Source organism: Burkholderia sp. AU33423 (genome assembly GCF_002223135.1).
GTDB lineage: Bacteria > Pseudomonadota > Gammaproteobacteria > Burkholderiales > Burkholderiaceae > Burkholderia > Burkholderia lata_D.
The window spans coordinates 2,606,948-2,632,715 of sequence record NZ_NKFH01000007.1; the positions used below are offsets into that span (position 1 = coordinate 2,606,948).

At 66.4% G+C, this 25,768-nt stretch carries 20 protein-coding genes; 7 read left to right on the forward strand and 13 right to left on the reverse strand.

Features of this window, described 5'->3' with window-relative positions; genetic code table 11:
- Positions 1-255: 255 nt before the first annotated feature.
- Positions 256-1,161 carry a choline sulfate utilization transcriptional regulator gene (locus CFB50_RS30240; RefSeq protein ID WP_089448214.1) on the forward strand — a complete coding sequence of 302 codons (906 nt, stop codon included), beginning with the start codon at positions 256-258 and terminating at the stop codon, positions 1,159-1,161.
- A 169-nt stretch (positions 1,162-1,330) separates the two neighbouring features.
- Positions 1,331-2,215: a formyltetrahydrofolate deformylase gene (gene purU, locus CFB50_RS30245; protein WP_069252357.1), complete on the forward strand. Its 885-nt coding sequence runs from the start codon at positions 1,331-1,333 to the stop codon at positions 2,213-2,215.
- Between the two features lie 151 nt (positions 2,216-2,366).
- Here purU and CFB50_RS30250 read toward each other — a convergent pair whose 3' ends face one another.
- The 11 genes from CFB50_RS30250 to CFB50_RS30300 all read right to left on the reverse strand — a co-directional run bounded on the left by CFB50_RS30250 (position 2,367) and on the right by CFB50_RS30300 (position 16,648).
- Positions 2,367-4,022 carry an APC family permease gene (locus CFB50_RS30250; protein WP_089448215.1) on the reverse strand — a complete coding sequence of 552 codons (1,656 nt, stop codon included), beginning with the start codon at positions 4,020-4,022 and terminating at the stop codon, positions 2,367-2,369.
- A 179-nt stretch (positions 4,023-4,201) separates the two neighbouring features.
- Positions 4,202-5,065, reverse strand: coding sequence for a glycine betaine ABC transporter substrate-binding protein (locus tag CFB50_RS30255; protein WP_069252359.1), 864 nt, complete (start codon positions 5,063-5,065; stop codon positions 4,202-4,204).
- Positions 5,066-5,199: 134 nt separating this feature from the next.
- Entirely contained in the window at positions 5,200-6,348 is a 1,149-nt protein-coding gene (locus CFB50_RS30260; RefSeq protein WP_089448216.1) for a hybrid-cluster NAD(P)-dependent oxidoreductase, read from the reverse strand.
- A 29-nt stretch (positions 6,349-6,377) separates the two neighbouring features.
- Positions 6,378-7,619: an aromatic ring-hydroxylating oxygenase subunit alpha gene (locus CFB50_RS30265; protein WP_069252361.1), complete on the reverse strand. Its 1,242-nt coding sequence runs from the start codon at positions 7,617-7,619 to the stop codon at positions 6,378-6,380.
- A gap of 52 nt (positions 7,620-7,671) precedes the next feature.
- Positions 7,672-8,457, reverse strand: coding sequence for an electron transfer flavoprotein subunit beta/FixA family protein (locus CFB50_RS30270; RefSeq protein ID WP_069252362.1), 786 nt, complete (start codon positions 8,455-8,457; stop codon positions 7,672-7,674).
- A complete protein-coding gene (locus CFB50_RS30275) occupies positions 8,454-9,623 on the reverse strand; it encodes an electron transfer flavoprotein subunit alpha/FixB family protein (RefSeq protein WP_089448217.1) in 1,170 nt (389 codons plus the stop codon). The genes CFB50_RS30270 and CFB50_RS30275 overlap by 4 nt, the downstream gene beginning before the upstream one ends.
- Before the next feature lie 4 nt (positions 9,624-9,627).
- Complete coding sequence (locus CFB50_RS30280) at positions 9,628-11,553, reverse strand: (Fe-S)-binding protein (RefSeq protein ID WP_089448218.1); 1,926 nt, start codon at positions 11,551-11,553, stop codon at positions 9,628-9,630.
- Positions 11,554-11,556: 3 nt separating this feature from the next.
- Complete coding sequence (locus CFB50_RS30285) at positions 11,557-13,620, reverse strand: NADH:flavin oxidoreductase (RefSeq protein ID WP_021160633.1); 2,064 nt, start codon at positions 13,618-13,620, stop codon at positions 11,557-11,559.
- A gap of 76 nt (positions 13,621-13,696) precedes the next feature.
- Positions 13,697-14,230 (reverse strand): DUF5943 domain-containing protein, encoded by a 534-nt coding sequence (locus CFB50_RS30290; protein ID WP_006488993.1) that lies wholly within the window; start codon positions 14,228-14,230, stop codon positions 13,697-13,699.
- 140 nt (positions 14,231-14,370) lie between these two features.
- Entirely contained in the window at positions 14,371-15,342 is a 972-nt protein-coding gene (locus CFB50_RS30295; RefSeq protein WP_089448219.1) for a dipeptidase, read from the reverse strand.
- Between the two features lie 31 nt (positions 15,343-15,373).
- Entirely contained in the window at positions 15,374-16,648 is a 1,275-nt protein-coding gene (locus CFB50_RS30300) for a serine hydroxymethyltransferase (protein ID WP_059600252.1), read from the reverse strand.
- 356 nt (positions 16,649-17,004) lie between these two features.
- Here CFB50_RS30300 and CFB50_RS30310 point away from each other — a divergent pair, with 356 nt between their 5' ends.
- The gene (locus tag CFB50_RS30310; RefSeq protein WP_089448221.1) at positions 17,005-18,120 is read left to right on the forward strand and encodes a GlxA family transcriptional regulator; all 1,116 of its coding nucleotides are present in this window, start codon (positions 17,005-17,007) and stop codon (positions 18,118-18,120) included.
- 53 nt (positions 18,121-18,173) lie between these two features.
- Here CFB50_RS30310 and CFB50_RS30315 read toward each other — a convergent pair whose 3' ends face one another.
- Positions 18,174-19,586, reverse strand: a complete 1,413-nt coding sequence (locus tag CFB50_RS30315) for a discoidin domain-containing protein (protein ID WP_089448222.1) — start codon at positions 19,584-19,586, stop codon at positions 18,174-18,176.
- A 275-nt stretch (positions 19,587-19,861) separates the two neighbouring features.
- Between CFB50_RS30315 and CFB50_RS30320 the strand changes: the two genes are divergently transcribed.
- The 3 genes from CFB50_RS30320 (at position 19,862) to CFB50_RS30330 (ending at position 23,384) form a co-directional block, all read left to right on the forward strand.
- The gene (locus tag CFB50_RS30320; RefSeq protein ID WP_069252368.1) at positions 19,862-21,283 is read left to right on the forward strand and encodes an aminotransferase-like domain-containing protein; all 1,422 of its coding nucleotides are present in this window, start codon (positions 19,862-19,864) and stop codon (positions 21,281-21,283) included.
- Between the two features lie 262 nt (positions 21,284-21,545).
- Positions 21,546-22,316 (forward strand): hypothetical protein, encoded by a 771-nt coding sequence (locus tag CFB50_RS30325; RefSeq protein WP_089448223.1) that lies wholly within the window; start codon positions 21,546-21,548, stop codon positions 22,314-22,316.
- 180 nt (positions 22,317-22,496) lie between these two features.
- Complete coding sequence (locus tag CFB50_RS30330; RefSeq protein WP_089448458.1) at positions 22,497-23,384, forward strand: DMT family transporter; 888 nt, start codon at positions 22,497-22,499, stop codon at positions 23,382-23,384.
- Here the strand turns inward: CFB50_RS30330 and CFB50_RS30335 are convergent.
- Positions 23,373-24,287, reverse strand: coding sequence for a LysR substrate-binding domain-containing protein (locus CFB50_RS30335; protein WP_089448224.1), 915 nt, complete (start codon positions 24,285-24,287; stop codon positions 23,373-23,375). The two genes, CFB50_RS30330 and CFB50_RS30335, sit on opposite strands and share 12 nt — an antisense overlap.
- A gap of 379 nt (positions 24,288-24,666) precedes the next feature.
- Between CFB50_RS30335 and CFB50_RS30340 the strand changes: the two genes are divergently transcribed.
- Complete coding sequence (locus tag CFB50_RS30340; protein WP_089448225.1) at positions 24,667-25,689, forward strand: class I fructose-bisphosphate aldolase; 1,023 nt, start codon at positions 24,667-24,669, stop codon at positions 25,687-25,689.
- The last annotated feature ends 79 nt before the right edge of the window (positions 25,690-25,768 follow it).

A 25,768-nucleotide genomic window follows, 5' to 3' on the forward strand; every position in this document is an offset into this window, starting at 1 on the left:
GTGTTCGAATGGAACGGCGCGCCGCTCGCGCAGCGAGACGTCCGGCATGACGGAAACGGCTCGAAGAAAGTGCCGCACGGGCGGGCCGCGCTGGCTAGAATCGCGGAATGCGTTGCGCGGCGCCCGTGAAGCCGGCTTTGAAGCAGGCTTTGAAGCGGGCCGTGAAGCGTAGGTACCGCACCGTCCGAAGCACTATCACCCGCCCGAATTCGCGCGGGTAGGCGTCCGGCCCTTATGGGGCCATTAGAGAGACTTATGTCGAAATCCGAACCGTTACCGTCGATGCAGGCGCTGCGCGCGTTCGAATCGGCTGCCCGGCTCGCGAGCTTCACGGCCGCCGCGCGCGAGCTCGGCTCCACCCAGCCGGCCGTGAGCCAGCAGGTGTTCCAGCTCGAAGCCGAACTGGGCGTGCCGCTGTTCGAGCGCAGCCCGCGCGGCGTCACGCTGACGGCCGACGGCGAGTGCCTGTACGAAGCCGTGCGGCTGAGCCTCGACACGCTGCGCGGCGCGACCGCGACCCTGCGCGCGCGCCGCGAGCACGGTGCGCTCACGATCGTCACCGACTTCGGCTTCGCGACCTACTGGCTGATGCCGCGCCTGGCCGGGCTGAAGCGCGTGATGCCCGATGTCGACGTGCGCGTCGTCACGTCACAGGATTACGACGCACAGCGCGACCATGGCGACATCGCGATCCTGTTCGGCGACGGCCACTGGCCGTCTTGCACCGCCGCACGACTCTTTCCGGAATCGGTCACGCCCGTCTGCTCGCCCGCATTCCGCGACGCGCACCCGCACGTCGTGCGAGCCGAGCACCTGCTGGCCCTGCCGCTGCTGCACGTGCAGCCGACGCGCCCCGAGCGCTGGCTGTCGTGGTCCGGCTGGTTCGACGCGCACGGCCTCGATACGGCCGCCGCCGCGCGCGGCGTGACCTTCAACAGCTACGCGCTCGTGATCCATGCGGCGCTGCTCGGCGAAGGCGTCGCGCTGGGCTGGTCGCCGCTCGTCGACGAACTCGTCGCGTCGGGGCAGCTCGTGAAGCTCGTCGACGCGCCGGTCGTCACGTCGCGCGGCTACTTCCTGGTGCGGCCGCCGCAGCGGCCCGAGCCGGACGCGACCCACGTGTTCCGGCGCTGGCTGCTCGACGCGTGCGCGAGCGCGTGACGGGCGCCCCCGCCCCCCGCGTGCTGGCGCGCCGATACCAGCCACACGGCGCGTTGGTTCTATCCGCCCCGAAATCGTCCTGATTTACTTGAGCCTCCCGCTACCCGCGCGGCGCGGCGCCTTCGTGCGCCGCCGCACGGCCGTGCGCCCATGCCATCCGAGGAGTCTCATGACCGCCGAGCACCGCCCCGATCAATTCGTCCTGACACTGTCGTGCGCGAGCGCGGCCGGCCAGGTCGCCGCCGTCGTCGGCTTTCTCGATCGCCATCGCTGCTATGTCGATGCGCTGAACGTGTTCGACGACGATCTCAGCAACCGCTTCTTCGTGCGCTGCGTCTTTCATCCGACGGATGAAACGCTGCAGATCGATGCGCTGCGCCACGAATTCGCGCCGATCGCGGCCAGTCTCGGCGGCCAGCAGGGCGACATGCAGTGGGCCATCCACGACGTGAACGCACGGCCGAAGGTGCTGATCATGGTGTCGAAGCTCGAGCACTGCCTCGCGGACCTGCTGTTCCGCTGGCGGATGGGCGAGCTGAAGATGGACATCGTCGGCATCGTGTCGAACCATCCCGACTTCGAGCCGCTCGCCGTGCAGCACGGGCTGCCGTTCCGCCACTTCCCGATCACGGCCGATACGAAGGCACAGCAGGAAGCGCAGTGGCTCGACTTCTTCGAATCGAGCGGCGCCGAACTCGTGATCCTCGCGCGCTACATGCAGGTGCTGTCGCAGGAAACCAGCGCGAAGCTCGCGAACCGCGCGATCAACATCCATCATTCGTTCCTGCCCGGTTTCAAGGGCGCGAAGCCGTATCACCAGGCCCATGCGCGCGGCGTGAAGCTGATCGGCGCGACCGCGCACTTCGTCACCGACGATCTCGACGAAGGCCCGATCATCGAGCAGGTCGTCGAGCGCGTCGATCATGCGCTGCGGCCGGAGCAGTTGCTCGCGGTCGGCCGTGATGTCGAATCGCTCACGCTCGCCCGCGCGGTGAAGGCGTTCATCGAGCGGCGCGTGTTCCTGAACGGGGACCGGACGGTGGTGTTTCCGTAAGCGGAAAGGCGTCGCGTTCGAAACGCGGCAGAAACGAGAAAGGCTCGACCGGTATGTCCCGGCCGAGCCTTTTTTGTCGTCGCGCTGCGCGCGATGCGCCACGCGACGCTCCATGTGCGGTTTCCGGAGCCGTCGCGCGTTCGCTACCGCGTCACTTCACCCACGCGAAGTAATACGACAACCAGATCGTCAGCCCCGCGCCAACCAGCGCAACGTAAGGCATCAGGTTCAGCCACATCGCGCGCTTCGGCACTTCGAGTTCCATGTCGCGCTGCATCTGCGCGGGGAACCGGCCGCGGTCCTGCCAGTAGTGGCGGAACAGGAACACCGGCACGATCAGCAGCATCGCGATCAGCCCGTTGCGCAGCGTGCCGTCGCCCTGCAGGTTCGCACCGGCGCCGACATAGACGAGGTTCGCATACCCGCAGATCGCGCCGCCGACGAGCAGCCACGTCGGGCAGCGGAACGGCCGATCCCAGTTGCCGCGATCCATCCGGTGGATCCAGCCCGACTGAAGATTCAGGAATACGAACAGCATGTAGCAGACGTTCGAGATCGACAGCACCGTCATGTAGTCCGACATCATCAGCAACACGAGGTTGAAGCCGAGATCGGTCCACATCGCGCGCGTGGGCGAGCCGTGCTCGTTCACGCGCGACAGGTACTTCGGCAGCCAGCCGTCGACCGATGCCTGGTACAGCGTGCGCGACGAGCCCATCATCGACGTCATCACGATCAGCAGGATCGACAGCATCAGCATCACGACGACCGCATTCGCGACCCATGCGCCACCGCCGACGATCTTCGCCATCGCAGCCGCGACGCCGGTGCCGTCGCCGATTGCCGGATCGAGCATCGCCTGCGTACCGAGTGCGCCCTGGAACGCCATCGGCACGAGCGTCATCACGACGAGACACAGTGCGCCCGACCAGAAGATCGCCTTGGCGGTATCGCGACGTGGGTCACGGAATTCACGCGTGTAGCAGACGGCCGTCTCGAAGCCGTACGACGCCCAGCCGGCCATGAACATCGCACCGAGCGCCATCGTGACGCCCTGCCCGTTCCACGAGCCGAACGTCGCGGCCGTGAGATTGCCGTGCGCGTCGTGACCGAGCGGCAGCAGCGGGAGCAGGTTCGACATCGGCACGTCGCCCGTGATGAACGGCACGATGCCGACGATCAACAGCGGCGTGAGCGACGCGATGCCGAGAATGCGCTGCGTACGCGCAGCCTTCGATGCACCGCTGTGCTGAAGCTTGAACGTAATGAGAAGCAGGATCGTCGCGATGATGAACGTCGCATTGATCCGCAGGGACAGACCGGGCTTGATGAACCCGAGATCCGCGACCTTGAGCTGCCAGTGCAGCACCGCCGCATCGGCGGGGAAGAGACTCGTGAGCGCATAGCTCGCCGCGAGGCCGCAACCGAGCGCGAGCATCGGCGACCACGCGAGCCAGTTGCACCACACGGACACCGGGGCAATCAGCTTGCTGTAACGGACCCAGCCGATCGCACCATACACGGACGCGCCGCCCGATTTATGGGGAAATAGCCCCGATATTTCCGCATAAGTCGCGCTTTGAACCAGCCCCATCGTGATCGCGGCGATCCAGATCGCCCACGCGGGCTGGCCGATCGTCGCGCATACGCCGCCGATCGTGAACAGCACGCCTGCCGGCACGCCGCTCGTCACCCAAAAAGCGTCTTTCCAGGTCAGGCCACGATGCAGTGTGTGGCCCGTCGAATCATGTGAGATGGTTGCCTCAACATCACTGGTGCGGTTCGCACGCAGTCCTGCCTGACTCATCCAATTCCTCCTGTGATGACTCCGCACAAGGGCGCTAGTGTAACAACTTACGCACTTTTTTGCAGAATCAAAAAAATAATTCCGGGATAAGGCCGTGTCGCAGTACGATTATTTCGCATTACTACCGACCTTTCCCGGACTGTCTCTTCATCTATTTATTGAGGCAATTCACTGCTGGCTTACTGCGCGCCTTCCGTCCACGCATTCACGCGATCCGTATGCGCGGCGATCCACGCATCGGCGGCTGCTTCCGGCTTCGAGCCGTTCTGGATCGCCAGCATCACGCTGTCGATTTCGCCCGGTTTCCACTGGAATTTCTTCAGGAACGCGACCACCGGCTTCGCCTTCGTTTCGAGCCCCGGATTCACGACGCTGTCGACGTGCTCCGCGCCGCCGAACACCTTCTTCGGATCCTCGAGGAAGCGCAGCTTCCACTTCGCGAACATCCAGTGCGGCGCCCAGCCCGTCACGATGACCGGCTTGTTCGCATTGACCGAACGCGACAGCTCGGCCGTCATCGCGCTGCCCGAGCTCGGCATCAGCGTGTAGTTCAGCCCGTAGCTCTTGATCGCATCGTCGGTCTTGCGCATCACGCCGGCACCGGCATCGATGCCGACGATCCGGCCGCCGAAGCTGCCCTTCTCCGCATTGAGATCATCGATGCTCTTCGCCTTCACGTACGCGGGCACGATCAGGCCGATCTTTGCATCCGGGAAATTCGCGCCGAGGTCGACGACCTTGGCCTTGTATTCATCCCAGTACGAGCCGTGCGTGACCGGCAGCCACGCGGACAGCGTCGCATCGAGATCGCCGCGCGCGACGCCCTGCCACATGATCCCGGCAGCGACCGGCACGAGCTTCACTTCATAGCCGAGCTTCTTCTCGATCACGCGCGCCGCGACGTTCGACGTCGCCACGCTGTCATCCCAGCCTTCGACGTAACCGATCTTCAGCGTGGGCTTCGTATCGGCGAGCGCCGATGCGCTCAGCGCCACCATTGCCGACAGTGCGCCGGTCCACAACAGTTTTCCGAACAGCTTCATGGTCGATCTCCTTGATATGCGCACCGTGCGCGTTGCCTCTCTAGGTTCTTCAACCACAAATCCGCGGTATCGTTGTTTTCCGACGGATGCTTGTCCGGACGCGACGCGCCCGGACAGCCGATGGCGTGTTGCGACTACTTGTCGATCACGAGATCCGACAGCGGCTTGCTGCAGCACAGCAGCACCATCCCCTGGTCGATCTCGCGCTGGCGGATGCCGCCGTTGTGCTTCATTTCCACCTGCCCCGACACGAGCTTCACCTTGCAGGTGCCGCACATGCCCTGCGTGCACGAGGCCGGCAGCCGCACGCCCGACTGGCGCGCCGCATCCAGCACGTGCTGCTCCGAGCCGCACGAAATCTCGCGATTGCTCTTGGCGAAGCTGACCGTGTACTGCTTCGTCGCGGCGTCACCGCCTTCGACCGGCGGCACGAGTTCGGCGAGCACTTCGTCGCTCGCGGTCTGCGCGAGCGTTTCGAACGAGAAGCTCTCCTCGTGATACTGCTTGCGATCGAAGCCCGCTTCGTCGAGCAGGTCGCGCACGGCCTTCATGTACGGCGCGGGGCCGCACGTGAAGATCTCGCGCTCCATGAAATCCGGTGCGATCAGCTTCAGCAGCGGCAGCGTCAGGAAGCCCGTGACGCCCGGCCAGTTGGTGCGTGCACCGACGCGCTCGACGACGAACGACGTGCGGAAGTTCGTGTGGTTCGACGCGATCAGGTCGAGCTCGCGCGCGAAGATGATGTCGTCCGGCGTGCGCGCGCTGTGCACGAACAGGATGTCGCGATCCTCGGCGAGATCATGGTGCGCGCGGCTCATCGACATCAGCGGCGTGACGCCCGAGCCGGCCGACAGGAACAGGTACTTGCGCGCCGGATGCCGTGCGCACGTGAATTCGCCGGCCGGGCCGAGCACGCGCACCGCGGCGCCCGGCTGCAGGTTGTCGTGCAGCCAGTTCGACACCTTGCCGCCCGGCACGCGCTTCACCGTGATCGACACCGTGTGCGGCCGCGCGGGCGACGACGAGATCGTGTAGCAGCGGTTGATCGTTTCGCCGTCGATGTCGAGCTCGAGCGTGAGGAACTGCCCGGGCTCGAACGAGAACGAGCGGCCCTGCGGCGAACGGAAGAAGAAACTCTTCACGTCGTGCGTTTCCTGCCGCACGTGGCAGCACACCAGCGTTTCCTCGACGTCGCTCGTCCAGCGCTCGGGAAGGCCATTCCAGAACGCCGGGCGCGTCACCCGGCTGTCCGTCGGCTCGAAGTTGGCCGCATCTCGCATCATGTCTTGCTCCGCTTGTCCGCTTCTGGGTACTACGCGCCGGTTTTTTCGGCGAGCCGGCCGATGTACCAGGCCGAGAATTTTTCGACGAGACCTTCCGTGAACGGCGAATACGGGCCCGGCTCGTACGCGCTGCTGGTCGCGCCGCGCTGCGAGAATTCGACGAGCGCGCGATCCTGGTCGTTGGTCGCGTTCCACACGGCCGTGAGGTTCTTCACGTCGTAATCGATGCCTTCCTTCGCGTCCTTGTGCACGAGCCACTTCGTGCGCACGAGCGTCTTGCCGGCCGACAGCGGGATCACCGAGAACGTCACGATGTGATCGCTCATGAAGTGGTGCCACGAGTTCGGCTGCGTCCAGAACGACAGCCCGCCGAGATCCGCCTTGTCGAAGCCGCCGAGCAGCTTCTTCGACGCGACCTTCGCATCGAGCGTCTGCGATTCGCCATGGCGATCGAGCGGCAGGCGCTGCGTGCGGAAGCCCGTCACGTCGAGCAGCTTCTCGATTTCGGCGGACGGCAGGCCCATTTCGGCCCATTCCTTGCCGCGCCGCACGCAGGTTTCGGCGAACGCGTCCATGCCTTCTGCGTTGGCATCGGAGCGCTGGTAGCCGAAGCCGTATTCGTACAGCGAGATGGTGAGCTCCGGATGGTTCGCGACGCAGTGATAGCACTCGCGGTTGTTCTCCATCGTGAGCTTCCAGTTGCCTTCCTCGATGATGTCGATCTGCGCGGCGATCTTCGTGTTCGGCAGATCGTGCGGCAGCAGGTACGGCTCCATCTCGGCGCGCAGTTGCGCGAAGTCGGCGGGCGGCTCGTCGGCGAGGCAGACGAAGATCAGGCCCGCGAGGTTCTCGACGTGCACCGACTTCAGGCTGTGCTTGCAGCGGTCGAACTTCTCGCCCATGTGCTCGGCGAACATCAGCTGGCCCGTCAGGTTGTAGGTCCAGCTGTGGTACGGGCACACGATGTTGCCGACCGAGCCTTTATCTTCGTTGCACAGGCGCGCGCCGCGGTGACGGCACACGTTGTGGAACGCGCGGATCGCCATGTCGTCGTCGCGCACGATCAGGATCGAATCGCTCCCCAGTTCCACGGTCACGTAGTCGCCCGGCTCGGGAATGTCCGGTTCGATCGCCACCTGGATCCAGTGCTGGCGGAAAATCGCCTCCATGTCGAGCGCGAAGATATCCTCGCTCGTGTAGAACGGCGCCTCGAGGCTGTGCCCTTCCTTGCGCCGCTCGATCAATGCACGAATGTCTGCCGATACTTTCATCGTTTGCTCCGGATTCCTTGCATCCCTGGGTTCTTGCCGACAGGCATCAAAATCAGTAGTCGATGAGCTGATGCTCGCGCAAATACGCGAGGATCACTTGTGCTTTTTCGACCGAACTCCCTTCATTTACGACGTTGCCGCCACGGCTTTCGGTCGTCGTCGCGGACAGCATCCGGGCATGCCCGGAGCGCTTCTCGGCGGCGACCAGTTTTACGGGTTTACGCTCGATCGGACCGACCGTCCACGCGGCCGCGTCGGCGTCCGCGCCGGGCGCTGCAAGCGCCGGCCGGATCGCGCCGGCGCGCAGCCGCGCATACGCATAGCGCGGCTCGGCATTGGCGAGCGGATGAACGGCGACGACAGCCGGCAGCGCCGCGTCGACGCGCCGCCGCAGCCCTTTCGGCAAAAATTGCCGGACGGCCACGCGGCCGCCGTCGACCGTCACGTCGACAGCCGAACCAACGAGCGGATAGCCGAGCGTCGCGGCGAGGCGATACGGCAGCATGCCGGTGTCGTACGCGCCCTCGGCGCGCGTGCCGGTCAGCACGAGGTCGTAGCCCTCGACGCGCGCGGCGAGCGCATGCACGGCGTCGTCGCCATCGCGGCAGGCCAGCACCTCGACCTCCCGTGCGCCGAGCGCGAGATATTCGGCAAGCGCCGCATTCGCGGGGTCGCCCGCATGGATCACGTCGAGCTTCGCGCGATGCCGTTCCGCGAGCTGGCGGCCGGTTTCGAGCGCGGCCGCGTCGTTGCGGCTATAGCGCGCGACGCCGCTGACCGGATGACGGCCGACGGACACGAGCACCGCGATGCGTTGCAACTGGCGGGGGGCGTTCATGCAGCGACTCCTTCCGGTTCACGGGTGCCGACCGCGGCCGGCGATTCGCCACGCGCGGCGCGCGCGGCCTGCACCTGTTCGATCAGCGCGGCGATCGTGCCCTGCGCGTCGCCCACCACCGTCAGGTTCGCGCGCTTCGCGATCGGCGCGCTGCCGTCGAGGTTCACCGCGATCACATGGCGGCAGTCCTTGATCCCCTGCAGGTGCTGCACCGCGCCCGAGATGCCGAACGCGATGTACACGCTCGCCTCGACCGTCTTGCCGGTTGCGCCGACCTGCTTGTCGCGCGTGAAGTGACCGTTGTCGACCGCGACGCGGCTCGCGCCGATCGCCGCGCCGAACGCATCGGCCAGCCGCTCGAACGCGCCGATGTCGGACACGCCGTTGCCGGCCGACACGATGAAATCGGCTTCCTCGAGCGCGACCTGGGCCGCATCGATTTCGTCGAGGCCGAGATCGCGGTACGGCTGCGCGGCGTCATGCGCCGGGCGGATGAAGTCGGCGGCCAGCCGCTCGCCCGCACCGACGAACGGCAGCTTCGCGTCGACCGCGTTCTGCGCGAGCAGGATCACGTCGGGCAGCGCACGGGTGGCAAACGCGCGCCCGGCCTGCGCATACGCGCCGACATGCTTCGCGTCGATCTCGACGACGTGCGCCGCGACGCTCGCGCCGGCGGCCGCCGCGTAACGCCGGCCGAGATCGCCGTCGCCCGTCGCGTTGTCGGGCACGAACACGTGTTTCGGCGCGAGCGCCGCTACGCAGGCCTGCAGCGCTTGCAATTCGCTTTCAGGATCGAACGCACGCCGATCGAAGCCGGCGAGTTCCAGCAGCTTGTCGACGCCCAGTGCGGCCACGTCGTCCTTCAGTTCGCCGAACGCGAGCAGCGCGACTTCGGTCTGCGCATCGGCGAGCAATGCGGCGGCGGCGATTGCCTGCCGCGAATGATCGTCGAGCGCGCCGCGTTCGCTGTGCGCGACCACCAGCATCACGTGCTTCGGATCCTGCACCGCGCGGCGCGGCTTCGCAGCGGCTGCGCCATGACCGTGCGCGAACCCGTGCACGGCGTTCGCATCGGCGCTGCCTTCCTCGCCGAGCGTGATGCGCTTCAGGCCGGCGGCCGTGATGATGAACGGCCGGCGCGGATCGATTCGTTTGATCGTATTCATCGATTCACTCCAGCGAGGCGGCAACGAGTTCGGCCACGTCGAGCACGTCGGGGCGCGGGCCCACGACGCCTTCGAGCATCGCCGTGCAGTTCGGGCAGGCAACCGCGACCACGTCCGCGCCGATCGTGCGGGCGTCGGCGATGCGGATGTCCGGAATGCGCTGCTTGCCGGGGATGTCGGTCAGCGGCGCACCGCCGCCACCGCCGCAGCAGCGGCCGCGCATGCCGTTGCGCTCCATCTCGACGACCTGGATGCCGATCGTCTTCAGCAGCTTGCGCGGCGCTTCCGTCTCGCCGTTGTAGCGGCCGAGGTAGCACGGGTCGTGATACGTGGTGCGCTTGTCCTGCAGCGCTTCGACGGCCTTCGGCGCGATCTTGCCGCTGTCGGCCAGTTCGGCGAGGAAGGTCGTGTGATGCTTGACCGTCACGCGCAACCCGAGCGCACGGTATTCGTTGCGCAGGCTGTGCATCACGTGCGGGTCAGCCGTCACGATCTGCTTGTAGGACAGCGTGTCGAGCGTGCCGATCAGGCGCTTCGCCATCTGCTGGAACGTCGCTTCGTCGCCGAGCCGGCGGGCGACGTCGCCCGTGTCGGTCTCGGTCGAACCGAGCACCGCATAGTCGACGCCTGCCTTGTTCAGCACCTTGACGAATGCGCGCAGCGTGCGCTGGTAGCGCATGTCGAACGCACCTTCACCCGCGACGAACAGCACGTCGACCGGCTTGCCGGGTTGCGCGACCGGCGCGCTCAGGTCGACCGACCAGTCGTAGCGCGCGGCCGTGTCGTAGCCGCCCATCGTGCCGGTCTCGCGCAGGTTCGCGAGCACCTCCTGGCCCTTGCCCGGCACCGTGCCGTGCACGAGCGTGCGGTTGCGGCGCATGTCGACGATCGCGTCGACGTGTTCGATCAGCATCGGGCATTCCTGCACGCACGCGCGGCAGGTGGTGCACGACCACAGCGTCTGCTCTTCGATCAGGCCCGACACGATCGGGCCGTTGGGCTCGCCGCGATGCTGGCCGACCGCGAGGCCCGGCGTCGGGCTGCCCGCGTACGCCGCATCGGTGCCGCCCGCCATCCCGACGACGAGATCCTGGATCAGCTTCTTCGGGTTCAGCGGCTGGCCCGACGCGAACGCGGGGCATGCGGCTTCGCACTTGCCGCACTGCACGCAGGCGTCGAAGCTCAGCAGCTGGTTCCAGCGGAATTCGACCGGCTTCGCGACGCCGTACTCCTGATGCTCGATGTCCGGCAGCTTCAGCGCGGTCGGCGGCGTGGCCGTGCCGTTGCCCGTGAACGATTCGCGGGTGGCCGCGAAGCGCTCCTGGCGCGGGTGGAAGGCCAGGTGCAGGAGACCTGCAATCGCATGCTTCATCGGGCCGCCCTTCGCGGCGCCGACCGTCATCGTGAAGGCACCGACACCGATCAGCAGCGCGCAGAGCACCGCGAACGCACCCGACATCGCGCCGGTCGGCACCAGCATGAACAGCACGAGGCCGAGCGCGAACGAGCCGAGCAGCCAGGGCAGCGTATTCCACGGGCCGCGCGACAGGCGGGCCGGCACATCCTTCGCCGCGCGACGGCGCCACACGAACACCGCGCCGACCAGCATCGCGAGCGCCGCGAGGAAGATCAGCTTGTCGAGCCACGGCGAGTAGATCGCGAGCCCGTAGTTGATGAACACCAGCGCGAGCGCGCCGATCGCGCCGCCGGCCGTCGCGACGTGCGTCTTCGCGATGTACGGATCACGGGCGACCACGTGGTGCAGGTCGACGAAGTAGCGCTTCGGGATCGCGAACAGGTTCGCGACGCCGAACGCGCCGGGCGCGGTGGCCCGGCCGAGACGCCAGTAGGACGAGCGCTTCGCGACCGCGAACGCGAGCCCCGCCACCGACAGCCACAACAGGGCGGTAATGAGGAAGGACGGGTTCATCGTTTAGAAATCCTTCACGAGACGCAGCGAGTCGTAGATCGCACCGTGGACGTTGTGCATCGAGATGCAATCGCCGACACGGAACAGCAGGAAACGGCCGTTGCCGAGTTCTTCCGACAGGCACGGCTGCGGCTCGGCCGCGAACAGCGTGTGCGGATCGATCTGGCCGCGGTTCACCGATTCAGGCTTGAGCTTCCAGTACAGCTCGTCGTTCGGCGACGAACCGTTCTCGATCACCACCTGGTCGACCGCGCGCTCTTCCAGTTCTTCCGTGTACTCGTTGCGCAGCACGGCGATCAGCTTGCCGTCCTCTTCGTAGACGCGATCGAGCATCGTGTTCGGCGTCGGGATCACGCCGAATGCGTACAGGCGGCGATAGAAGATCGGGAACGTCGTGCCGCCGCAATCGTCGGCGACCTTCACGTCCGGCGTGACGACCTCGACCTTCGAGCCGCGGCTCGCCATGAAATCGGCCACGCCGGCGCCCGCATGCGTGCTCACGCCGTCGAACAGCAGCACGTTCTGCTTCGGCTCGACCTTGCCGGTCAGGATGTCCCACGAACTGACGGCCAGCCCCTCGGCCACGCCCCAGCCCGGCACCTGCCACGTGAAGCTCGACCCGCCCGTCGCGAGCACGACGATGTCCGGCTTCTCGGCCATGATCATCTTCTCGTCGGCGGCCACGCCCAGGCGGCGATCGACGCCCAGGCGCTTCGTTTCCATGTCGAACCAGCGGATGATCCCCGACATCTGTTCACGCTGCGGCGCCTTCGCGGCGATCATCACCTGCCCGCCCACTTCGGCATTCTTCTCGAACAGCACGACGTCGTGGCCGCGCAGCTTCGCGACGCGCGCGGCTTCGAGCCCTGCGGGGCCCGCGCCGACCACCACGACCTTGCGCTTCGGGCCGCGCGACTTCTCGATGATGTGCGGCATCGTCGCTTCGCGCGACGTCGCCGCGTTCTGGATGCACAGAACGTCGAGGCCGTTGTACTGGCGGTCGATGCAGTAGTTCGCGCCGACGCACTGCTTGATTTCGTCTTCGCGGCCGTCGCGGATCTTGATCACCATGTGCGGATCGGCGATCTGCGCGCGCGTCATGCCGACCAGGTCGATCATGCCGGTCGCGAGCAGGCGCTCGGCCTGGCCCGCATCGCGGATGCTCTGCGCGTGCATCACCGGAATCTTCACGACCGACTTGATGCCGGCCGCGAGGTGCACGAACGGCTCCGGCGGCAGCGCCATCGGCGGCATGCAGTTGGCGATCGTGTTATGCGTGTCGCCGCCCGAGCCGACCACGCTCAGGTAGTCGATCAGGCCCGTCTCCGACATCGCCTGCGCGATTTCCTTCAGCGCTTCGTGATCGAGGCCGTCCTCGTGGAATTCGTCGCCGCACATGCGCAGCCCGACGCAGAAATCCTTGCCGACCGCCTCGCGCACGGCCGTCAGCACTTCGATGCCGAAGCGCAGGCGGTTCTCCAGGCTGCCGCCCCATTCGTCGGTGCGGTGGTTCGAACGCTTGCTCCAGAACTGGTCGATCAGGTGCTGGTGGGCGGCCGAGATTTCGATGCCGTCCATGCCGGCCGCCTTCACGCGCTTCGCGGCGGCCGCGAAGTCACCGATGATGCGGCGGATTTCCTCGATCTCGATGATCTTCGCGTTGCCGCGGTGCACGGGTTCGCGCACGCCCGACGGCGACATCAGGTGCGGCCAGTGTTCGCCGTGGAACGACGAGCGACGGCCCATGTGCGTCGCCTGGATCATGATCTTCGCGCCGTGCTTGTGCATCGTGTCGGCGAGGCGCGTGAGCGGATCGATGATCTTGTCGGTCGACAGGTTCACCGATTTCCACCAGCCCTGCGGGCTGTCGATCGACACCGGGCTCGACCCGCCGCAGATCGCGAGGCCCACGCCGCCCTTCGCTTTTTCTTCGTAGTAGCGGATATAGCGGTCGCCCGGCAGGCCGCCCGGCTCGGCATACACCTCCGCATGCGCGGTGCTGACGATCCGGTTGCGCAGCGTCAGCTGGTTCAGCTGCATGGGTTTGAACAGGTGGGGATAACGCATCGCTGGCGACCTCTGGCGTTCGAATGTCTCGTGTTGCGGGTGTTGTTGTGTTTCAGTGAATCCGTGCGTCAGGGCATCAGTGCGCGATCGGCGACACTTCGAAGACGCAGTGGTCGTGATGCTCGGCCGCGCACTGCACTTCCTTGGACTGCGCACGCGGTGCGCCCTTGCCTTCCGGCGTCGTGTCGTTGACCCAGTCCATCGCGCCGGCGAACCAGCCCGCGAACATGTAGCAGAGCTTGCCTTCCTTGCCCGGCTGCTGGAGCACGAACGACGAGTGGCGCAGCTCGATCTTCGCGCGTGCGCTTGCCGGGTCGGCTTCGATGATCGAGAACAGGCCCCAACCGCGTTGCGACAGGCGCTTCAGGTAGTGCTCGAACACGGCCATGCCGGTCAGGCCGTGCAGCTTCGCTTCCTTGTCGCACCAGTGGTAGGCGGACTTGTAGCCGGCCTTGTACAGGATCTCGGCATACGCTTCGACGCCGAGCGCTTCCTCGACGGCGACGTGGTTGTTCGTGAAGAAGTGACGCGGCACGTACAGCATCGGCAGCGCGTCGGTGGTCCAGACGCCGGTATCGGGATCGACGTTGATCGGCAGTTGCGGTTGCATCGTGGTGACTCCGTGAGGAAAGTGGCCGCGCGGCTCAGTGCGCAGGCGCGACATCGTCCGCGCGCCCGTGCGGCTTGCACGGGCGCGTCCCGATTTCTTTTAATGTTGAATCGCTGGCGGCGGTTCGGCGTTCGCGGCGCTTATGCGCCCCACACGTCCTTGAACACACGCACCCAGTTCTCGCCCATGATCTTGCGGATGCGCGATTCGCTCCAGCCGTGACGTTCCATCGCCGCCGTCAGGTTCGGGAATTCGCCGATCGTGCGGATGCCGTCCGGGTTGATCACCTTGCCGAAGTTCGTCAGCTGGCGATAGCGGCCCTTGTCATGCGTCAGCATGTCGAAGAATTCCTTCGCGTAATCCTGCGTGAAGTCCGTGCCGATGCCGACCGCATCCTCGCCGATCAGGTTCACGACGTAGTCGATCGCCTCGATGTAGTCGTCGATGTTCGCTTCGATCCCGCGCTTGAGGAACGGCGCGAACATCGTCACGCCGACGAAGCCGCCCGCATCGGCGATCTCCTTCAGCTGTTCGTCGCTCTTGTTGCGCGGATGCTCCTTCAGGCCCGACGGCAGGCAGTGCGAATAGCACACCGGCTTCTTCGAGAACGCGATCGCTTCCGACGACGTATTGCCGCCCACGTGCGACAGGTCGACCATGATGCCGACGCGGTTCATCTCGGTGATCACTTCGCGGCCGAAGTCCGACAGGCCGCCGTCACGTTCGTAGCAACCGGTGCCGACCAGGTTCTGCGTGTTGTAGCAAAGCTGCACGACGCGCACGCCCATGTCGGCGAACGCTTCGATGTAGCCGATGTTGTCCTCGAACGCATGCGCGTTCTGGAAGCCGAGGATCACGCCGGTCTTGTCTTCCTTCTTCGCGCGGAAGATGTCTTCCGTCGTGCGCACCAGCGTCAGCAGTTCGCTGTTGTCGCGGATCTTCTTCTTCATCACGCCGATGTTGTCGACGGTCTTGGTGAAGTTCTCCCACACCGACACCGTGCAGTTCGCGGCGGTGATACCACCCTTGCGCATGTCTTCGAACACCGGCTTCTCGAACTTCGAGATGTTCAGCCCGTCGATGATGATGCTGTCTTGATGCAGCGTGCTCATGTGTTGCTCCAGTATTGTCGGGTCGGTGGGATCAATAGATCGGGAAGCGTTCGCACAACGCGAAGATCTCGCGGCGCACGCGCTGTTCGGTCGCGTGGTCGCCTTCCGGGTTCGCGCGCAGCGCATCGAACACTTCCAGGATCAGGCGGCCCACCTCGCGGAATTCCGCGACGCCGAAGCCGCGCGTCGTGCCGGCCGGCGTGCCGAGGCGGATGCCCGACGTGACGGTCGGCTTCTCGGTGTCGAACGGAATGCCGTTCTTGTTGCAGGTGATGCCCGCGCGTTCCAGCGCCTGCTCGACCGGCGCACCCTTCAGGCCCTTCGGACGCAGGTCGACCAGCAGCAGGTGGTTGTCGGTGCCGCCCGTGACCAGATCGACGCCGCCCGCCTTCAGCACTTCGCCGAGCGCCTGCGCGTTCGCGAGCACGTTGTCGATGTAGGTCTTGAAGTCCGCGTGCAGCACTTCGCCGAACGCGACGGCCTTGCCGGCGATCACGTGCATCAGCGGGCCGCCCTGCAGGCCGGGGAACACAGCCGAGTTGATCTTCTTCGCGATCTCCTCGTCGTTGGTCAGCACGAAGCCGCCGCGCGGGCCGCGCAGCGTCTTGTGGGTGGTCGACGTGACGACGTGCGCATGCTCGACCGGGTTCGCGTGGCGGCCCGCGGCGATCACGCCGGCGATGTGCGCCATGTCGACCATCAGTTTCGCGCCGACGCTGTCGGCGATCGCACGGAAGCGCGCGAAGTCGAGCGCACGCGGGTAGGCCGAGAAGCCGGCGATGATCAGGTTCGGCTTGTGCTCGTGCGCGAGCGCTTCGACCTGGTCGTAGTCGATGCGCATCGTGTCGCGGTTCACGCCGTACTGGACCGCGTTGAACCACTTGCCCGACAGCGCCGGCTTCGCGCCGTGCGTCAGGTGGCCACCCGCGTCGAGCGACATGCCGAGCACCGTGTCGCCCGGCTTGGCCAGCGCGAGCATCACCGAGCCGTTCGCCTGCGCGCCCGAGTGCGGCTGCACGTTCGCATAGCCGGCATTGAAGATCTGCTTGACGCGCTCGATTGCCAGCGCCTCGACTTCATCCGCGAATTCGCAGCCGCCGTAATAGCGCTTGCCGGGATAGCCTTCCGCGTACTTGTTGGTCAGCACCGAGCCCTGCGCCTCGAGCACGGCGCGCGACACGATGTTTTCCGACGCGATCAGCTCGACCTGCGACTGCTGACGCTCGAGTTCCTTCAGGATGGCGCTGCGCACCGGCGCGTCGCGCTCGGCGAGGGGCTGCGAGAAGAAAGGCTGGGTGTTCGACATAGTGCGTCCGTGACGAAGAATAAGGGGCTGAAACCGAAGCTCAAGGCCCGCCCTGCCTGGGTTTCCCGCTCGTCCAGTTCAAGGCTGCCGACGGCTCTATTCTTGTCGTTCGGATTTTCGGCGGATTGATGAATTTAGACGCGTTCTTTGCCTTTTCCGCCATCCGCGTCCGTTTTATACAAGTGACCGGTCGTGCTTTTTCGGATGACCAACAGAAATGGTCGAGGCAGTTCACCTATGAATAGGCACGCCGGCGGTGCGATTGCCGCCCGGTCGGGGTGCAACGCATCACGAATACGGTGCAGTGCAGCATGCCGCTTGCGGCCAGACAACGTATGGATCTAGGGTTTAGCCGTATGGCACGCTTGTTGCGCTGGCTCACACAATATCGCAGCCCGTCCGTGCCCCCGGGCGTAAAGCTATTAGAGATTCTAGGAACGCTCCCCATGTCGCCCGACCGCACAGCGTCGCTGTCCCACTTCGCGTTCATGCCGTTACCGAACTTCACGATGATCGCGTTCACCAATGCGATCGAGGTGCTTCGGATGGCGAACTACCTGAGCGGCCAGCCGCTCTACCGCTGGTCGGTCATCAGCCCGGACGGCGGCCCGGTCACCGCGAGCAACGGCCTGACGGTGGACACCGGCCCGGCCGAATGCGTGGGGCAGCCCGACATCGTGTTCGTGTGCGGCGGCGTCGACGTGCAGCGCGCGACCACGTCCGCCCATCTGTCGACGCTGCGCCGCTTCGCGCGCTCGGGCATCCCGCTCGGCAGCCTGTGCACGGGCACCTATGCACTCGCGAAGTCGGGGCTGCTCGCGGGCTACGCGTGCGCGATCCATTGGGAAAACATGTCGGCGCTGAAGGAAGAGTTTCCGGACACGCGCTTCCTGAAGGAACTGTTCGTGATCGACCGCGACCGCATCACGTGCACGGGCGGCGTCGCGCCGCTCGACATGATGCTGAACCTGATCGCCGCGCGCGTGGGCACCGCGCGCGTCACGCAGATCGCCGAGCAGTTCATCGTCGAACACGTGCGCGACACGAGCGCGCAGCAACGCATGCCGCTCGTCGCGCGCCTCGGCTCCGCGAACAAGTCGCTGTTCGAAGTGATCTCGCTGATGGAGAACAACATCGAGGAGCCGCTGTCACGCGAGGAGCTCGCGCGGCTCGCGAACATGTCGCAGCGGCAGCTGCAGCGCCTGTTCCGCGAACACCTCGGCATGACGCCGACGCACTACTACCTGACGCTGCGGCTGCGCCGCGCGCGCGAACTGCTGCTGCAGACCGACATGTCGATCATGCACATCACGATGGCGTGCGGCTTCCAGTCGGCGTGCCATTTCAGCAAGAGCTATCGCGACGCGTTCGGCGTCGCGCCGACCCGCGAGCGCCGCAAGCAGGTCGCGCCGCTCGCGCAGAGTGCGACGAGCGCCAGCCCCGCCTTTCCGGCGCATGTGCTGCATGCGTGATCCTCGCCGCGATTGACAAAAAAAAGCGACCTCGAAGGTCGCTTTTTTTGCGCTTACGATCCCCACACCTGCATTTCGTCGAGCGAATAGCCCCATGGCGTCGCGCGCTTCGTGCCGAGCATCCGCACGTAGCGGCCATGCCCGTTCAGGTTCGGCAGCGTCACGTGGCCGTATGACACGCCGTTGTTCGTCGAGTAGATCGTCGTCCAGTTCGCGTTGTCGTTCGACGTCTGGATCTGGTACACGAGCGCGCCCGCATCCCAGTAGAGATCGATGCTGCTGATCGTCTTCGTCGCGCCGAGATCCACGGAGATCCATTGCGGATCCACGCCCGCGCCTTCCGGCGAATCCCAGCGCGTGCTCGTGGTGTTGCCGTCGAACGCCTTGTCGGCCGTGAGCGATGCGTTGTAGCTCGCCGATGCGGTAGCCGGGCGACCCTGCGACAGCAGCGTCGGCTGCGCGGCGGCCGGGCCGCCGTAGTAGCTGGACCCGAGCTTGGCCTTCGTCGTGTCGGCATTCACGCCGAACTGCGACAGGCTCCAGCGCTGGCCGGTCGTCACGTCACCGACGTAGAGCTGGTAGCCGCCCGCCGTCGTCGACGAGAAGAACACGTAGTTGGTGCCGGTCACCGGCGCCGGATCCGAGTTGTTGCTCACGCAATCGTTGATCGGCAACGCGTTCGGCGTCGACGCCGGGTCCGCGGTCTTCGCATAGATCTGGTCGGCCTGGCCGCTGTCTTTCCAGCGCGCGTAGAACACCATGCCGTCCCCACGCACGATCGGGTAGTACGTCTGCAGCCCGGCCGGGTGATCGAACGTGGCGGTGACGCCGGTCGCGAGCGTGCGCTTCATCAGCCCCATGTTCGCGCCCGTGCCGGTCGCGTAGTACACGGCGCTCGCATCGGGCGCGAGGAACGGCATCGAGTATTCGGCGCCGGAGGGTGCGTTCGTCAGGCTCACGACCGACGTGAACACCGGGCCCGCGCTCGTGTACGACAGCGTTGCCTGCTTGACGTCGCCGTTCTGCTTGAACACGAGCGTCTTGCCGTCCGTGCTGAATTTCGGGTCCTCGTTGCGCGTGGCGCCCGTGCTGTTGGTCAGGTTGACCGGCGGCGTGCCGGCGCCGAGCTGCAGCATGAACACGTTCCATGCGCCGTTGCTGATGCCCATGAACGCGAGCCACTTGCCGTCGGGGCTGAACACGCCGTTCATCGGATCGGTGATGCCCCACGCGCTCTTGCTCAGTTGCGTCAGCGTATGGGCCGAGAAGTCGTACAGGAACAGCTGGCTCGTGCCGTCGCCGTACTTGACGTAGCTGTGATAGACGAGCTTGCCGGTCAGTGCGGCGGGGAACGACGCGTTCGATTGCGTCGGCGGATTGCTGATGCAGGCGGCCTGCGCAGCGCCGCCGAGGAGGTTGAGGGCAACGCCGGCCACGAGGCCGGCGACAAGAGTTTTCAATTTCACGCTGAAGGTTTCCGGTTAGGGTCATGACACCGCTGACTAGACCTCGCACGCACAGGCGCACGGGGCACGGATCAGCCGGCGGACAGCGTGAATTCCGTATCGGTCAATGTCGGGAACAAAGATTGCTCGAGGGGCGAAAGCATGCCAGCGCGTCGCGCCGAAAAACAGGATCAGAGCCCGTGAAAAACGAGCGGATCACGGGATAACGACCCTGTTGCGCAGCGCCCGCCGTGCTACTCTTTTTTCGGCACAAAGCCGCTCGACTTGAGGCAGGCATGAAGCGTTATGCGAAGCTCGCCCGGACGATTTCCGAGTCGATCCGGCGTGGAGATCTGGCCCCCGGTACGCGCATTCCCACCGTGCGCGCCGCGTGCCGCGCATATGGCGTGAGCCCGTCCACAGTGTTTCGCGCGTACTACGCGCTCGAAGGCGAGGGTCTGATCGTCGCGCGTGCACGGTCCGGATATTTCGTTGCGAACCTCGAAGACAGGCGCGTGCGGTTCGGCCATGAACCGCCGCGCAAGCCGGCCGCCCCGCCAGCGGGCAACGGCGATACGTTGTTCCGGCTGCTCGACTCGCTCAGATGCGAGGACATCGTCCCGCTCGGCTCGGCCTTCGCCAGCTATTCGCTGTTCCCGATGAGCAGCCTGTGGCGCGCGATGGCGTCGGCGGCACGCAACATGGATCGCACGGCCCTGCTGGCCGGCGCGCCGCCCGGCCACGACGGGCTGCGCCGCCAGATCGCGCTGCGCTACCTGAATGCGGGCGCGGCGTTGCCGATGGACGAGATCATCATCACGACCGGCGCGCTCGAAGCGCTGACGCTCAGCCTGCAGGCGTTGACGCGCCCCGGCGATATCGTCGCGATCGAGCGACCGGCGTTTCATGCGGCCCTGGAGGCCGTGCAGCGCCTGCACCTGAAGGCCGTCGAGATTCCGGTCGACCCGCGTACCGGCCTCGATCTCGACGCGCTCGAGAAAGCGCTCGACACGCATCCGGTGCGCGCGTGCTGGTTCATGACGTCGTTCCACAACCCGACCGGCGCGACGCTGACCGACGAGCGCAAGCACGCACTGATCGACCTGCTCGCGGCACGCAATGTGCCGCTGATCGAAGACGACGTCTACGGCGAGCTGCATTTCGGCACGGCACCCACGCGCCCCGCCAAGCTGTATGACGACAGCGGTCTCGTCCTGCATTGCGGCTCGTTCTCGAAATGCCTCGCGCCCGGGTTCCGGATCGGCTGGGTCGCGGCCGGACGCTACGTGCGGCAAATTCGTCAGGCAAAGGGCGCAAGCGCGCCGGCCGCCGACGTGCCTGCACAGATGGCGATTTCGAGCTACCTGCGCGACGGTGCGTACGACCGTTTCCTGCGCAAGCTGCGCCGCAATCTCGCCGCACACCAGGCACAGATGCTGGCGGCCGTGCGTGCGTATTTTCCGGCCGGCACCGAAGTGTTCGCGCCGCGCGGCGGGTATTTCCTGTGGATCGAACTGCCGCCGCGCGTGGATGCGTTGCACCTGTTCGGCGATGCAATGGATAGCGGCGTCAGCATCGCGCCAGGGCCGATCTTTTCGGCAACCGGCGGATTCCGGCGCTATCTTCGGCTCAATTACGGCCGGCCGTGGACGCCGGCGGTCGAACACGCGATGGAGACCATCGGGACGCTCGCGGCCCGGCAGCGGCAGGACGGTTAGCGCGGAACCGACGAATCACCGCGGCCACTCTGTACCTTGCGTTTCACGCGCCAGCGACCAAAAATGAAACGTAGGCCATCACGGACGAACGTGTTCCGCGCACCCGATGTCACGGAGAATCCCATGAACACCGCATGCGAACGACAGTCGACGATGTACGCACAACTGCATCCCGGCACGGGCCGATCGGCTGTCTGGCAGGAACGGATCATGACGACCGGCGAACGTTCGCCTCGTTGACGGCGCCCGACCGTTTCCAGCGATGCGAGTCCTCCTCAATCGCACAACTCGCGCGCGCGACGACTGGCGCGCGATCCTGAACGCGCGAGCCGAAGCGCGGCGCACGGCCAGCTTCCGCTGCAGGGAATGCGGCTTCGTGGCCTTCCGTGCGCTCGAGCACTGCCCCGTCTGCGGCCGGCGGAACTGGCCGTTCGATTCGATCCACCACGCATCAGACGACGCCCATGCCACGCACGCTCCGCACGCCTTTCACACGTGGTCGTCACGCATCGCGCGCGCGCTTCGCAACGCGGCGTTCCAGCAGCCTCGCGCGTCGACCGCGCCGATCCTGAGCATCCTGACACTCGTGCTGCTGGTCGGCGGCTACGTGGTGGTCGACCGGACATGCAAGGCCGATCCGGTCTGTCGCGGTTCGAATGGTTCGCGCGCGATGGCGAGCGATGCCCCCCGGTATGCATCGAACGATCCCGTGCTGCCGGTCTTGCCCGCACCCGTCTATCCGTTTCATTCGACTGACGGAACGCAGGTGGCGGCCGCCCGCCCAGGCAGCCCCAGCCCGGATGCCACCCGTGCATCCGCCGGACGGACGGCAGTCGCGCGAGCGGCGCCGGCCATGCGCGCCCCCGACCGGTCGCACCCCGCCGCCACGGTTCGCCTGACGGGCTGGAAAGGCAGTCACGGTGCCGCGCATCGCCCGCATACCTTCCACCGCGTGAGCACGCACACCGCGCGTGCGCGACGCTCCACCGCCGGCAATACGCAGCAAATCGCGCAGCTCTATCGCGGCCACTGAGCGCCGCGCAGGCGTGGTCCGTGCATGCGCGCCCGTCGATTCATTTTTCTAAACCACCCCTCACAAAACCTCGTTTGCGTCGCGACTCACGCGTGACGTTCAATGGGTCATTCGCCCGCGCCGGTGCATCTCGCGTATCGCGTTCCGGCCGGCCGCCCGATCCACCGAACGGAGTCGTCGATGAATGCATTCCAGCTCGTGACCCTTGCCGCCATCTGGGGCGCGTCCTTCCTCTTCATGCGCATGGGCGCACCGGAATTCGGCGTCGTCCCGCTGATCGCGCTGCGCGTCGCGATCGCGGCCGTGCTGTTGTCGCCGGTGCTGCGCCACGCGCAGGCGCGACAGGAATTCCGCTCGCATGCGTTGCCGCTGTTCGTCGTCGGCATCACGAACTCGGCGCTGCCGTTCTGCCTGCTGACCTACGCGGCGCTGTTCGTGTCGGCCGGCACCGATTCGATCCTGAATGCGACGACGCCGTTGTGGACCGCGATCGTCGCATACGTATGGCTGCGTGCGCCGCTGACGAAACCGCAGGCGATCGGCCTCGCGCTGGGTTTCGCCGGCGTCGTCGTGCTCGCCGGTTCGGCAGTCGGCGCCGGCACGCCCGGCGCATCGCGCGCGATCGCCGCCGCAATGCTCGCGACGCTGTCGTACGGGTTCGCCGCGCATTACTCGAAGCGCAAGCTGGCGAACGTCAGGCCGTTCGTGTCGGCGTTCGGCAGCCAGTTGTTCGCGGCGGTCGCGCTCGTGCCGCTCGCGCTGCCGATGTGGCCGCACGGGCCCGTTCAAACGTCCGCGTGGATCGCGGTGGTGCTGCTCGGCGCGATCTGCACGGCCGTCGCCTACCTGCTGTATTTCGGGCTGATCCGCAACGCGGGCGCGCAGTATGCGGCGTCGGTCACGTTCCTGATCCCGATCTTCGGCGTCGTATGGGGCGCGATCTTCCTGCACGAGACCCTCACCGTGCAGACGGTCGCCGGGTGCGCGATCATCCTGCTCGGCACCGCGCTCGCGACCGGCAAGCTCAAGGGGTTCACGATCGCCACCGCGCGCGGGTCACGCCAGTAGATCGCGCGGGCCGTCGTCGCCGCCGCCGATCTCGCTCGCGAGCCAGTCGCGGAACGCCGCGATCTTCCACTCGTGCTGGCGCGCTTCGCTGCACACGACGTAATAGGACAACTCGGTCGGCCAGGGCCGTGCGAGCACGCGAACCAGCCGGCCGGCCGCGACTTCGTCCCGCGCATAGATGTCGCGCACCAGCGCCACGCCCTGCCCGGCGACCGCCGCCTTGATCAACAACGCATCCTCGCTGAAGCTCGCGCCGCGCGGCGCACGAGGGTCCTCGATTCCCTGCGCGCGCAACCACAGTGCCCAATCGGCGCGATCCGCGTCCTGCAGCAGCGGATACGACAGGCAGTCGGCCGGCGCGGCGATCGGGCGGGCGGGATCGAGCAGTTGCGGGCTGCAGACGGGCCACAGCTCGGGTGTCCAGATGCGGAACGATGCATGACCGGGATAGTGGCCCAACCCGTGCCGGATCGCGACGTCGACATAGTCGCGCCGCAGGTCGACCAGCTGCGCGCGCGTTTCGACGGTGATTTCGATTTCGGGGTACGCGGCATTGAATGCGCCGAGGCGCTGCACGAGCCACGTGTTCGCGAAGGAGGCGGTGGTCGTCACCGCGAGGCGGACGATGCGCCGGTTCGCCCCGTGCACGTTCGCCCATGCGGCCTCGATCTCGTTGAAACCGCCGGCAAGCTGGTCGAACAGCGCGCGCCCCGTGCCGGTCAGCTCGAGTTCGCGGCCGGTGCGCTCGAACAGCCGCACGGCGAGGCGATCCTCGAGATTGCGGACATGCTGGCTGACGGCGCCCGGCGAAATGCAGAGTTGGTCGGCCGCCTGTTTCATGCTGCCGCAGCGCGCCACTTCGACGAACGTGTGCAACGCTGCGAGGGGAAGTGACTTGGCCATCCGTGGATGCGCCGCCGAACGGCGGCGATGGGGTCGGGAACGGGCGATGATTATCGCAGCAATCGCGGGTGCCCGGGACTGCGGGGCGCCCGTGTTCCGGGCCGCGCCGAACGTGCGCGTGGCCGGCTCTCCGCTGCGCATCCGCAGCAAAAAAGGGCGACCCGTTTCCGGCACCGCCCGTTTCGCGCGATGCGTCGCGTACGTCGAACGCCCGCGCATCACGCACCCGCCCCGGCACGGACGATGCCACCCGAGCACGCGCCTTGCGTTCTGGCCCGTGCGCGACAAAGAATGAAATCGGAAGGCGGCGTGACGACCGTGACGAAGTGAACAGCGGGCGGTCGACCCGGCCGCGTGGCGGTTTCAGCGGAGGAATTCCATGAGCACCGAGAGCACACTCCAGGCGACGATCCAGGCACTCGTTCAGGACGGCAAAGGCTTGCTGGCCGCCGACGAAAGCGGGCCGACCATCGCAAAGCGCTTCAAGACGATCTCGGTCGAATCGACCGAAGAGAACCGCCGCGCATGGCGCACCCTGTTGCTGTCGACACCGGGTCTCGGTAAATTCGTCAGCGGCGTGATCCTGTATGAAGAGACACTCGGGCAATGTGCGGACGATGGCACGCCGTTGCCCGAACTCGCCGCTCGCCAGCAGATCGTGCCCGGCATCAAGGTCGACGCGGGCAAGATTCCGCTCGCGCTCGCGCCCGGCGACGAAATCACGCAAGGGCTCGACGGGCTTGCGGCGCGCCTCGACGGCTACCAGCGGCAAGGCGCGCGGTTCGCGAAATGGCGCGCGGTGTACAACGTGTCCGACACGCTGCCGGGCCTTGCGGCGATCGAAGCCAACGCCGAAGCGCTGGCGCGCTATGCGGCGATCTGCCAGGAGGCCGGCGTCGTGCCGATCGTCGAGCCGGAAGTGCTGATGGACGGCGATCATTCGATCGGCCGCTGCGCACAAGTGACCGACGCCGTGCTGCACGCCGTGTTCAACGCGCTGCACCGGCACCGGGTCGTGCTGGCGCACATGTTGCTCAAACCGAGCATGGTCGTCGCGGGCAGCACGCACCCCGAACAGCCGGCGCCAGCCGAAGTTGCAGAGGCGACGGTGCGCCTGTTGCGCAGCACCGTGCCGGCCGAAGTGCCCGGCATCTTCTTCCTGTCCGGCGGACAGACGCCCGAGGAAGCGACGGCGCATCTCGATGCGATGAATCGCGTCGACGGGCGGCCGTGGGTGCTGAGCTTTTCCTATGGACGCGCGCTGCAGGAGCCACCGCTGGCCGCGTGGAAGGGACAGGCCGCCAACGTACGCGCCGCGCAGGATGCGCTGCTGCTGCGCGCACGCCTGAACAGTGCGGCCTGCTGCGGTCAGTACGACGCCGAGATGGAGCGCACCGCATGAACGGAGCCGGGCGAATGTCGCCCGGTCGATCGTTCACACGTGAGCTTCCCGCCCGGTTCCATCGCGGGCATTGAGCGCG